Below are 12937 nucleotides of genomic sequence, written 5' to 3' on the forward strand. Positions count from 1 at the left end.
TTGTTAGTATCCAAATATTTCGTCTGTAGATACACGTTTGATAGGTGCAATCTTTTCGAGCGACTTGATGTCGAGGTTCTTCTCGTCGCCAAGGATAAGGTAGCGCCAAGGCTTCTTTGCCATGTTGTCGTGCTCAAACTTAACTATATCCTCAAGTGTGAGCGAAGGCAGAGTTGCATATACCTTACGGCGAATATCATAGTCGATGCCACGCTGCTTGGCAGAGAGGTACGAGTAGATAATGCCTGTCTTGGTGATGCGCTGAGATGCTATGCGCTTCATAGTGGCTTGCTTGGCAAGCTCGAATGCGGCTGGTGTCTGCGGCAGAGTGTCAAGAATATTGTTGAACACGTGTATGCAGTCCATCATCTTGTCGTTCTGCGAGATGATATAAGTATATGCATAGTTTGAGTCATTCTTGCGTACTGGTGTAGAGAAGTCGGCATATGCGCTATAGGCTAAGCCGCGACTCTCGCGAAGCTCTTGGAATACCACACCATTCATACCGCCACCAAAGTACTCGTTGAATACCTGAACCTTAGCCTCATCCTCAGGATTCCACATCTGGTTCTCGTTGTGATACTGAATCATATATATGTTCTTGGCATCATACGGCGCAATCCATATCTCGTTCTTTGGCGTTTGTTCTTTGGTGTAAGGCTTGCCAGCAGGCACATCCTTAAGTTTCTTGGCAATGGCGTGGTTCTTGTCGATGGTTGCTATGAGCTGCTTCTCGGCAAGCGGACCATAATACAACACGCTATGCTTGTAGTTCTTAAGGTCGGCCACCATATCAATAAGCTTCTGTGGGTTTACAGATACAAGCTCGGCGCTGTCGGGCATGTTGCGCACAGGATTATAGGCTCCGTACTGGCCATATGCTTGCAGAGCACGGAAGTTAGACTTCTGGCTAAGCTTGTTGTCGCGGCGCGACTTAAGCTCCTGCTCAACATACTTCTTGAAGGCATCGTTGTCAACCTTGGCGTTGTTGATAACCTGCTCCATAAGTTTCATAGCCTCGGTCATGTTCTCGCCCAAGCCATTAAGGTTGATGCGCAAGGTGTTGGTGCCAACAAATATACCGTAGTTGCATGCCAAACCGTAGAAACGCTCCTGAACCTCCTGAGCCGAAAGCTTGTCGGTACCAAGATAGTCGAAGTAGTTCTTAGCAAACGGTAGCCACTTGTTCGACTCTTCGCCAAACTCGAAGTAGTAGTTAAGGTCGAACAGCTGGTTCTGCTTGTTCTGTATATAGTATACAGGCAGTCCGCGTTTGGTCTTAAGCTGGGCAAAATCATTGTTGAAGTCGAGGAAGCGGGGCTGTATAGGCTCCACTTTCGATTCCTTTACCTCCTTGACAAATGCGCTTTGCATATCGCGGTTGGTAGGAATAGCTGTAATGGCAGGCTTGTCAATCTTCTTCTGCGACGCATCCTCGCCCTGCTTCTTGTACACAATTGCGTATCCATCAGTAAAGTGACGACGTGCAAAATCAACAATCTGCTGCTTGGTAATACCGGCAAGACGGTCGTATTTCTGTACCTCCACCTGCCAGTCGCGTCCATTAATAAATGCGTTGACAAATGCATCGGCACGACTTTCATTATCATCAAGCGCGTGCAGATGGTCGAGCTTCATATTGTTGATGATAGCAGGCAGAAGCTTGTCGCTAAACTCACCATTCTTCAGCTTCTCTATCTCGGCAAGTATAAGGTTCTTTACATCGTCGAGCGACTGACCCTCATTAGGCATTCCAATGACAATAAACTGCGAGTAGTCGCGCATGTCGTAGTTGAATGCCTGCGCACCCTGACAACGCATAGGTTGGTTGATGTTGATATCGAACAAACCAGCCTTGCCGTTGCTTAGGATTTGAGATATAACAGAAAGTGTATCGTTCTGCAACTCAGCAGCACCACTCATCTTCCAAGCCATCATAATGTTCTCGGCTTCTTTGCCTATAACTGTTGCGCTTACAGGAGATGTAAGGTCCTTCTGAACTGGGAACTGTGGATAAACAACATTATCACTCTTCTTCCACGATCCAAAATAGCGGTCTATGGTGGCTATAACCTTATCGGGATCAAAATCACCAGCCATACATATAGCCACATTGTTGGGCACATAGTAGTGCTTAAAGTAGTTCTTGATGTTGGTGATAGAAGGGTTCTTAAGATGGTCCTGAGTACCGATAGTTGTCTGTGTGCCATACGGGTGAGTAGGGAAGAGCATCTTGCCAATTGCGGCAAACTCCTTGCGGGTGTCGTTAGTAAGCGAGATGTTGAATTCCTCGTACACAGCCTCGAGCTCGGTATGGAATCCACGTATAACCATATTCTGGAAGCGGTCGCCCTGAATGCGTGCCCAATTGTCAACCTCGTTCGAAGGAATGTTCTCAACATAACATGTAACGTCATTGCTGGTGTAGGCGTTGGTACCATTGGCTCCGATAGACGACATAAGCTTATCGTACTCGTTAGGAATAAAATAGCGTGCTGCTATCTGCGATACCGAGTCGATTTCGTGATATAGCTGTCGGCGTACGGCAGGGTCGGTTACTGTGCGGTAGTGCTCGTATCGGCGCTCGATGTCGTCCAGGTAAGGCTTCTCCTTATCATAGTCGGAAGTGCCGAAGGTATGAGTGCCCTTGAACATAAGATGCTCAAGATAGTGGGCAAGACCTGTTGTTTCGGCAGGGTCGTTGCGCGATCCTGTGCGTACAGCTATATAGGTCTGGATACGTGGCTTCTCCTTGTTGACCGATAGATAAACCTTCAGTCCGTTGGGCAGAGTATAGATACGTGTCTGGCTTGGGTCGCCCTTAACAGTCTCGTAGCTATAAGCCGAGGCTTGCAAGCCAAATCCTAATGTAAGGAAGGCTGAAATGATTAACGGTTTGAACTTCATTATTCTGTTGTTTTTGATTATATTCTTAGAGAGGGTTCACTTGCATATGACGTGCTACATATATAGCTTCTGGTTCTCAAAGTCAACCTCCTTGTCGAGTTGTTCGATAAAGCTTGTGAACACCTCCTCGTCCACATCGCCCAGTCGATACTCTTTGGTGGCATCCTTCTTAATTTCGGCTATCCATGCACGGCGAGCCGTGATGTAGTCTTGCTTTACACGTTCCACATTCTCCTCGGTAAGAGTATCGAATCCATAATAGTCGAGAATCATGCGATAGGACCAAGCCCAACGATACTCCGAATAGTTGTTGTGTATTTCCTCAAAGCGCTCAGTAAGCTGCTGTGTAGTCTCTATTTCGCCAGAAAGGATGTCGTCTATAAGACGCTGTTCTTCAGATTCGGGCATAAGCAGACCCGAGAGGTCGGTCCATCCACCTGTGCCAATCTCAGTAGTAGGTTCAACAGGAGCGTGGCGCTTTAGCACAGCTCCCATATATATGCGTAGGGCAATGTCGTAGTATTTTATGCCCTTGCGTAGCGAAGAGTTTTTGATAACATACTCGTGATAGTTGTATGTAGAAACATCCTCGCCCGAAGCCTCGCGCAAGTCTTCAAGAATTTTCTTTCCTCTCAAAATCTCTCCGACGGTAAAAGGCGACAGCCAGTCGAAGTTGACAATACTCTTCTTAGCTCCAGCTGGTCGCATGTCGCGCTTAGGCCACTTGCGAATGTCGCGGTATAGACCTACGGTTGTTAGGTTGCGTCCAGGCACCAGATACATGGTGTCGTTGTAGGCTATGAGATAAGAGAAAGGCAGCGAGCGTGTGTCTGGATGATACATCAGCTTGCCAAAGCACACCGAGAAGGCGCCTATGTTGGCAGGCATAAGTATGTAGGCTCCACTTGCAGTCTTCGATCCACGCTCAAGTGTGCCGTAGTGCATAGGTCCCATCTTATAGGCATGGTTGGAGAAGTTGGTGGCAGAACCAGCATTATAAAATGAGAACTCGCCACCTATAAGCAGCGAACTCTTATGGTGTGAAGCCGTGAACGGGCCACAGAATGCTGCGCAAGCCTCGCCGTTAGACATATACGAGTTGGCAAAGAACACGCTGTTTGATGCCGTAAATCCGTTGCTAATCTTGCATGTCTCGCCCACGAAGCAATCCTGCATCTTAACGCTGTTGATGATGGATGTGCCGTCGCTTATGATAGAGTTCTCGCATATAACGCCTGTGCCTATGTACACATTGGCATTAGGGTTGCTCATGATGGTACAGTCGCTAAGGCGTGCAGCTCCCGAAATCTCGCAGTCGTCGTATATTATGGTATTTGTAATCTCCTTGGTATTGACAATTTTCACGTTGTTGCCAACGGTTGCAGTCTCAGGCGATGTGCGCTGAATCTCCTCGCGTATAAGGCGTCGGATGGCATCCTTAAGCGGTCGGTTCTGGAAGTGCTTGACCATGAACGATGCAGTTTGGCTTGTCATTCCATGATACACAATAAGGTTGCCGTCGCCCACCTCGTTAAGTACAGATATAAGGTTGCCCTCGCCGTATGTTGCTCCTTCGGTAGTCTCCATAGTGCATACGTTAGTTATGATGCAGTCGGAGCCAATGGCATAGTTGTTTATAAAGCCCGAGATGTTCTCGATAAGGCAGTTGTCGCCAATGCTTACATTACGTAGGGTGGCATTAACAATGCCCGAGTGCTTGCAGAAGCCCTTGCTCACCTCCACAGTTTTTTCCACAGCACCAAGTTTAATGTCGCCATAGAACATTACACGATGGAAATAATTGGGTTTAAATCCGTCACTCACCTTAATTCGCTGCCAATCTTCAGCCCAGCAGTTGTTGTTTTGCAGGACCGAGATTTCGTTGTCAGTCAAGTTCCTGTATACCATAATAATGTGTTTTATATATTTTTTACTCGTCAATTACGTCGTAGAGGAAATCGTTGTAGGGGTATTTCTGTACGTGCAGCTCGCGCACCTTTTTGTAAATAGTGTCGCGGAATTCGTCGATATTTTGCTTTTCCTTAGCCGATATGAATAGGCAGTCCTCGTTAAGACGTGCCATCCAAGTGCGCTTAAGCTCCTCGAGCGTTATGTTCTCCTTGGTCATAGGTGTAAGATCGTCTTCCTCTTTCTCTGTCCAAGTGTAGTTGTCAATCTTGTTGAACACAATCATGGAAGGCTTGTCGGCGCATCCAAGGTCCTTCAAGGTGTTTTCCACTACATTTATTTGTTCCTCAAAGTCGGGATGAGAAATATCTACAACATGCAGCAAGAGGTCTGCCTCGCGCACCTCGTCGAGGGTAGACTTGAAGGAGTCAACCAAATCGGTAGGCAATTTGCGTATAAATCCTACTGTGTCGGCAAGGAGGAAGGGCAGGTTCTCTACCACAACCTTGCGCACGGTAGTGTCAAGTGTGGCAAAGAGCTTGTTCTCTGCAAATACTTCGCTCTTTGATAATAGGTTCATGATGGTTGACTTGCCCACGTTGGTATATCCTACAAGTGCCACGCGAATAAGGCGACCACGGTTTTTGCGTTGTGTGGTTTTCTGCTTGTCTATCTCAACAAGGCGTTGCTTTAGTAATGTAATGCGGTTGAGGATAATACGGCGGTCCATCTCTAACTGAGTCTCACCTGGTCCACGCAAGCCCACACTACCTTTTCCACCACCGCTACCAGATCCACCACCTTGTCTCTCAAGGTGAGTCCATAGACGTTGCAGACGCGGAAGCATATATCTATATTGTGCCAGCTCAACCTGAGTCTTGGCGGCTGCGGTTTGTGCTCGCATAGCAAATATGTCGAGAATAAGCGATGTACGGTCGAGAATCTTGACGCCAAGTTCTTTTTCTATATTGCGTATCTGTTTTGCCGAAAGCTCGTCGTCGAATATAACCATACCAACTGGGCGTTCGGCCTCTTCCTCGTCCTCGATATACTGTTTTATTTCCTCGAGTTTACCCGAACCCACGTATGTAACCTGGCTTGGTCCGCCCACACGCTGTGTGAATCGTTTAACGGTTACGGCACCAGCTGTATCGGCAAGAAACTCTAGTTCGTCCAGATATTCCTTGGTCTTGGCTTCGTCCTGATCTTTGGTTATAAGGCCAACGAGAACAGCTGTTTCGGCCTTTACTTCTGATATTACAAATTCTTTCATTAATCCCTTAATTCCGCAACACTATAGTTTAACATTATTTATAAGTGCCTGAGCAACAAAAAGTTACCCAGGATTTTGCCATGTCAGAATTTTCACTTACCTTAGTGTTGCGAAAAGAAGACAAGCAAAACTCTAATATGACATGTCAAAGATACAAATTAAATCAGAGAAACTCACTCCTTTTGGGGGAATTTTTTCGATTATGGAGCAATTTGATGCTCTTTTAGCTCAAACCATAGATTCCACCTTGGGATTGAGATGCACTATGTTTGGTTATCAATATAGCGAGATTCTACGCTCTCTGATGTGCGTATATCTTTGTGGTGGCTCATGCATTGAGGATGTTACAACTCACCTGATGAAACATTTGTCTCTTCATCCAACTCTTCGCACTTGCAGCGCAGACACCATATTACGTGCTATCGAAGAACTGACATTTAAGAGCATCACCTATAAGTCTGCTTCTGGCAAATCCTATGATTTCAATACTGCAGACAAGATGAACTGCTTACTGGTCAATGCCCTGCTTGCTACTGGTCAATTGAAATCCGGTCAAGAGTATGATTTTGACTTTGACCATCAGTTCATTGAAACAGAGAAGTATGATGCAAAACCAACCTACAAGAAGTTCTTGGGCTATAGTCCAGGCGTAGCTGTCATTAACGACATGATTGTTGGTATTGAAAATAGAGACGGCAACACAAACGTACGCTTCAACCAAAAAGAAACTTTGGAAAGAATCTTCAAGCGATTGGAGGCTTCGGAAATATATATTTCTCGTGCCCGCATGGATTGCGGCTCATGTTCGGAGGAAATCGTAGATATGGTAGAGGCTCATTGCAGGCATTTTTATATTCGTGCCAACAGATGCTCTTCTTTCTACGATTCCATGTTTGCCTTAACTGGATGGAAAACTGTTGAAATCAACGGTATTGAGTTTGAGTTGAATTCTATCCTTGTTGAGAAATGGAAAGGAAAACCGTATCGTCTTGTCATACAGAGACAAAGGCGAATAGATGGAGACCTTGACATTTGGGAAGGCGAATATACCTACAGATGTATACTGGCTAACGATTACAAGTCGAGTGCAAGAGACATCGTGGAATTCTACAATCTTCGTGGTGGCAAGGAACGCATCTTCGATGACATGAACAATGGCTTTGGCTGGAATCGATTGCCAAAATCGTTCATGGCACAGAATACTGTATTCCTGCTTATGACAGCTCTCATCAGAAACTTCTACAAAGCTATTATGCAGAGATTGAAAACCCATGAATTTGGATTGCGTGCCACCAGCAGAATCAAGACCTTTGTTTTCAAGTTCATCTCTGTTCCTGCGAAATGGATTAAGACATCACGTAGGCATGTATTGAACATTTACTCAGACAACAATGCTTATGCCAACCTGTTCAAGACAGACTTTGGTTAAAGACCATGCTTTTCTGGTTAAACCAGCGTATTACCTCAAGTCGCTTTATGGGGTAAGGGGATTTTGTGTCTGCGACATTTCTGTTGTGCAAGAAATATGTACAATAAAATGAATTTTGTCGCTTTGCAAGCAAAATCCCACTAAACCCTATAGGTTGCGGATTTGAGGTAATCTTTATTTATGGCGAAATAATATTTAGATTACAAAATTATACAATTTCCGTCATATCCACAATATTATATATAGTAAAAGTGCCTATTGCGTGGCGTTTCATTGGCATTCTGGGTGCTTGATAGGCTCCACGTGTATCATTACGAAAGTGTCCTGACCTATAGCGTTCTTGATGTGATGTTCAATGTCTTTGGTCTTGTCGTGTGCTTCGTTTAGGCTTATGTTGCCGTCCATGCGCACATGCACATCTATAGATTTGCGGTTGCCAATCTTTCTGGTGCGCAAGTTATGTGGGTCGGTAACGCCTGGGCATTTGAGTATAATGCGACGTATTTCGTCTTCTATCTCTTCGGGAAGCGAGTTTTCCACAAGTTCGCCAAGGCTTGGGCGCAATTGGTCAATTGACGCATGTATGATGAGCAAGCTGACTATGAAGGCGGCAATAGGGTCGAGAACCGTCCAGTGCTCGCCCAACAACAAGGCTCCGCCTATACCAATAGCAGTTCCTATAGACGAGAGGGCGTCGCTACGATGATGCCAAGCGTTGGCTATTACGGCCTGCGAGTGGAGTTGGTGTCCGGCGCGACGTGTGTACTGGAACAGAAACTCCTTGACAACTATAGACAGTATTGCAGCCCAAAGAGCTATCCATCCCGGCGACTTGAGGTGTTCGCCCTGGATGCAAGCCCATATCTGCGCAAGACTGTTCCACATAATACCAAGTCCAACGAAGAGAAGCATCAGTCCGATAATGGTAGTGGCAAGAGTCTCATACTTGCCGTGTCCGTATTCGTGTCCACGGTCTTGCGGCTTGCTTGAAATGCGCACAAAGGCTATAACGATGATGTCGGTAATAAGGTCGCTAAGCGAGTGCACACCATCGGCTATCATAGCCGAACTCTTGCCAAAAATACCAGCCAAGAGTTTGGCAACGCATAATAACACATTGACTATTGCCCCATATAATGTTACCTTATATATACGGTGCTCGCGTAGACGACTGTCTGTATAAGCAGTAGAGCCGTCTGTGCCTACATTGTTCATAGAGTTCATAATGTCGATTTTTTTATCCTGATAGAATATTGTTTATTTATAAATGAGCAATGCAAAAGTATATATATTTTTTGAAAAGCAATAATAAATTGCTTATTTTAAATTGTTTAGGGCATACGTATAGGGGTGAGCGTATTTACAAACACGCAAGTGTAATAAGATGTTTCATGTTCGTATTTTATGTTTTTTTTAGTTTCTGCTTGCAAAGATAATATAAGATGTCAAATGTGTAAAATCAAAGTATGAAAAAAGTGGATGTTTTGAAATGATGTATTCTTGTATCTTATTGAAAATCAATAAATAATCGGCTTGTACGTAATTTGGCAAAGTAGACGGTTAATAAAGGATAGTAAAGACAAAAAATATCTGCTAATGGGGGTGTTTTGTACGAAAATATACCCGTTTAGTATAAAAATGTAAATTATAATAAATTTCAAATTATTACAGAAAAGTTAACAATGTGAAATTGTTACTTGATTTTAATCATTTATCTTTGGAGTTAAAGATTTAATGATTAACTTTGCAATGATAAAACAAACAAAGCATGACCGCTTAACGGCGGTAAATCGACAAAAGAAACCGATTTTCAACTAACTCATGACTGCTTATTTAGTTACAACTACTACAACAATCAAACAAAATGTGCTCCGACGTGATGTCGGAGCACATTTCTGAAAAATCTCCTTAATATATATATTACAACATATATACAAAACTACGTATTAGATGTTATGTATACTTATTATGGAAAAACATTAAGCAGTTCTTCGGTTTAAAACAGCAAACTTTTTAAAACATAATAACTATGAGATTAATCATTGAAAAGGATTATGACCAGCTCTCAAAGTGGGCAGCTGAGCATGTAATTGAGCGTATCAACAAGTTTAACCCTACACCAGACCACAAGTTTGTTCTTGGTCTGCCTACAGGTTCTTCACCTATCGGTATGTACCGTGCTTTGGCTGAGGCTTGCAAGGAGGGTCGTGTATCGTTCAAGAATGTTCTCACATTCAACATGGACGAGTATGTAGGTTTGCCAGAGTCTCATCCTGAGAGCTACCACTCATTTATGGCTAAGAACTTCTTCGACCACGTTGATTGCCCGAAGGAGAACATCCATATCCTTAACGGCAACGCCGAGGATCTCGAGGCTGAGTGTGCTAACTATGAGAAGATGATTGAGGAAGTAGGCGGTATCGACCTTTTCATTGGTGGTATTGGTCCTGACGGCCATATCGCTTTCAATGAGCCGGGTTCTTCGCTTACATCACGTACACGTCAGAAGACTTTGACAACCGACACTATCGTAGCCAACTCTCGTTTCTTCGACAACGACGTTAAGAAGGTTCCTACAACTGCTCTTACAGTTGGTGTTGGAACAGTTATGTCTGCACGTGAGGTTATGATTCTTTGTAATGGTCACAATAAGACACGCGCTCTTCAGGCTGCCGTAGAGGGTCCTGTTACACAGATGTGGACAATTTCTGTTCTTCAGCTCCACCAGCATGGCATTATCGTTGCTGACGAGGCTGCTACAGAGGAGCTCAAGGTTGGAACATACCGTTACTTCAAGGATATCGAGAAGAACAACCTCTAATCAATTCTTTATTTGTGTGAAGAACACAATGTAATCAATTCTTCATAAACGAGAATATATGCAAAATGCATTAAACATAAAACGAATCTCAGCTGCCTCTGTAGAAGCGGCTGAGATTTGTTGTTTGTTGGACGAGGCTCAGGTTGAGTTCGTTACAGTTGACAGCCATTGCTGGGCTGCCGAGTATCCTTATAAGCCAAAGATGGAGGTTCGTGTTGCACACAACGGCAAGCAATTGCTTGTTAACTATCGTGTTACAGAGGAGTGTGTGCGTGCCGTAGCTCCGCACGACGATGGTAATGTGTGGGAAGACTCGTGCTGCGAGTTTTTCCTTTCGCCAGTTGCCGATGGTTCTTATTATAATATAGAATGCAACGCGGCTGGCACATTGCTCATAGGTTTTGGTAAGGGACGCGACGACCGCAAACGTGCCACTAAGGACATACTCGATACCGTAGACCGTTGGGCTTCTATGGGACGTGCTCCATTTACAGATATCGAGGGCGAGCGTACATGGCAGCTTTGTCTTGCAATTCCGTCTACAGCTTTCTTTGCCCACGACCTGCAGTCGTTCGAGGGATTGAATGTAAGGGGAAATGTGTACAAGTGTGGCGACATGTTGCCGCATCCTCACTTCCTCTCGCTCTTCCCAATAGATATTCCAAAGCCCGACTTCCATCGTCCTGACTTCTTTGGAAATGTGATGTTCGAGTAATTATAAGGTTTGATATTATAAATAACTCCTAAACTTTTGAATCAGCAAAAGTTTATTAAACAAAAAAATGTTGCAATCTCATATATCAAATGAGGTTGCAACATTTTTTTGTTATCATTTAACCAGCAAGTCAAATCTTCTTGTTTCTTGTCTTGTTGTTTTACGCGACAGAATGCAGATTACATGCTAAACTTGTATTGCTTTATTTGTACAAGTATCTCTTGATACTCTTCTTAGGAGTTTTCTCAAACTCCTCGCGCACAATCTCTATTGCCGCCAATCGGCAGTAAGGAGGCTGCGAAGCGTTTAGTTCCTGACGGTTTTGCTCCATAATATTCTCCAAGTCGGCATCGTTGAGGCGCATTGTGGCTGCCTCGTCGTAGTCGGGATGAACCAAGCCTACAAGCTTTTCGCCACGCTGTACAACCACACACTCATTAACCATAGCCAATGAGTTTAGTTTGTCCTCAATCTCCTCTGGATATATGTTCTGTCCCGAAGCGCCAAGCAGCATGTTCTTAGAGCGTCCCTTAATGAATACATTTCCGTCTGCATCCATAAGTCCAAGGTCGCCTGTATGATACCATCCATCCTCATCAAGAGTCTGTGCGGTAGCCTCCTCGTTCTTGAAGTAGCCAAGCATAACGTTAAGGCCACGTGCAAGAATCTCGCCTGGAACATTCTCTGGGTCGGGCGAATCGATCTTAACTTCCATATGCACAACAGGCTTGCCGCACGAGCCGGGAACAAACTCCTGATAGTCGGCATAGCAGATAATAGGCGCACACTCTGTGGCACCATAGCCTACTGTATAAGGGAAATCGATGCGCTTGAGGAACTGTTCAACCTCCTGGTTGAATGCAGCTCCGCCAACAATAATCTCGTAGAAGTTGCCGCCAAATGCGTTAACCACCTGTTGGCGTATCTTCTCGTTAACCTTCTTGCTTACGATAGGCATGTTGAGGAGCAAGCGCATACGGTTGTTCTGTATCTTTGGGAATACCTTCTTGCGTATAATCTTCTCGATAACAAGAGGCACGGCAATAATGATGGCAGGCTTAACCTCGGCAAATGCTGCAGCTATGATAGCAGGCGAAGGCACACGTGTAAGATAGAACACGTGGCAGCCATATATGAACTCGAACAAGAACTCGAACGCCATACCATACATGTGTGCCATAGGCAAGATGCTGATGACGTTGGCACCCTTCTTTATCTTCTTTCCTATAACCGTCATGGCAAAGTCGTAGTTGCTCCACAATGCGCGGTAAGGAATCATCACGCCCTTAGAGAATCCGGTTGTGCCACTTGTATAGTTGATAAGCGCCAGTTCCTCAGGACTCTGCTCGTGATGATAGTGCACATGCTCCTTGCGGAAATACTTGGGATACTTCTTGCCAAACATCTCGTTGAGGTGTTCGCGTGCATATGTCAGCTTGTCGGTACGCGATACCACGAGCGAGTAGTCGGGTATGTAGATGATGCCTTCAAGGTCGGGCATCTTGGTTTGATCGATGATAGTAGCCACATAGTCACCAACAAACAGCAATTTAGCCTCGCTGTGGTTTACGATGTTGTGAATCTGGTCGGCAGTAAACTCGTGTAGTATAGGCACGGCCACAGCTCCGTATGTGAGTGTAGCAAGGAAAGCTACAGCCCAACTTGCGCTATTGCGACCGCATAATGCAATCTTGTCTCCCTTCACAACGCCGCTGCTTTCGAACATTATGTGCAGTTTCTCTATCTTGCGAGCCACGTCGTGATATTGCAATGTCGCGCCTTTAAAGTCGGTTAGAGCGTCCTTGTCCCAGTTGTCAATTATGCTCTTCTCTAATAAAGCATTAAAACTTGGTATTTCCATTCTTTTTTGTTTGTTTTAGATGT

General features: G+C 44.8%; 8 protein-coding genes. 3 read left to right on the plus strand and 5 right to left on the minus strand.

Features of this window, described 5'->3' with window-relative positions; all coding sequences use genetic code 11:
- Window positions 1–3 precede the first annotated feature (3 nt).
- From C9991_RS12595 to hflX, 3 genes are read right to left on the minus strand one after another with little or no spacing between them, the layout of a single operon-like run.
- Window positions 4–2907, minus strand: coding sequence for a M16 family metallopeptidase (locus tag C9991_RS12595; protein ID WP_106812887.1), 2904 nt, complete (start codon window positions 2905–2907; stop codon window positions 4–6).
- A gap of 54 nt (window positions 2908–2961) precedes the next feature.
- A complete protein-coding gene (locus C9991_RS12600) occupies window positions 2962–4815 on the minus strand; it encodes a DUF4954 family protein (protein WP_106812888.1) in 1854 nt (617 codons plus the stop codon).
- Window positions 4816–4837: 22 nt separating this feature from the next.
- Window positions 4838–6088 (minus strand): GTPase HflX, encoded by a 1251-nt coding sequence (gene hflX / locus C9991_RS12605; RefSeq protein ID WP_106812889.1) that lies wholly within the window; start codon window positions 6086–6088, stop codon window positions 4838–4840.
- A 142-nt stretch (window positions 6089–6230) separates the two neighbouring features.
- Between hflX and C9991_RS12610 the strand changes: the two genes are divergently transcribed.
- Window positions 6231–7517, plus strand: a complete 1287-nt coding sequence (locus C9991_RS12610) for an IS1380 family transposase (protein ID WP_106811373.1) — start codon at window positions 6231–6233, stop codon at window positions 7515–7517.
- 270 nt (window positions 7518–7787) lie between these two features.
- Here the strand turns inward: C9991_RS12610 and C9991_RS12615 are convergent, their stop codons facing one another.
- Window positions 7788–8732, minus strand: a complete 945-nt coding sequence (locus tag C9991_RS12615; RefSeq protein WP_308272678.1) for a cation diffusion facilitator family transporter — start codon at window positions 8730–8732, stop codon at window positions 7788–7790.
- Between the two features lie 814 nt (window positions 8733–9546).
- On the opposite strand from C9991_RS12615, the gene nagB reads away from it, so the two are divergent.
- Both nagB and C9991_RS12625 read left to right on the plus strand, forming a co-directional pair.
- Entirely contained in the window at window positions 9547–10338 is a 792-nt protein-coding gene (gene nagB, locus C9991_RS12620) for a glucosamine-6-phosphate deaminase (RefSeq protein WP_106812891.1), read from the plus strand.
- A 58-nt stretch (window positions 10339–10396) separates the two neighbouring features.
- A complete protein-coding gene (locus C9991_RS12625; protein WP_106812892.1) occupies window positions 10397–11053 on the plus strand; it encodes a carbohydrate-binding family 9-like protein in 657 nt (218 codons plus the stop codon).
- 202 nt (window positions 11054–11255) lie between these two features.
- Here C9991_RS12625 and C9991_RS12630 read toward each other — a convergent pair whose 3' ends face one another.
- Entirely contained in the window at window positions 11256–12914 is a 1659-nt protein-coding gene (locus C9991_RS12630; protein ID WP_106812893.1) for an AMP-binding protein, read from the minus strand.
- Window positions 12915–12937 lie beyond the last annotated feature (23 nt).

It is taken from the genome of Prevotella merdae (assembly GCF_900290275.1).
GTDB classification, from domain to species: domain Bacteria; phylum Bacteroidota; class Bacteroidia; order Bacteroidales; family Bacteroidaceae; genus Prevotella; species Prevotella merdae.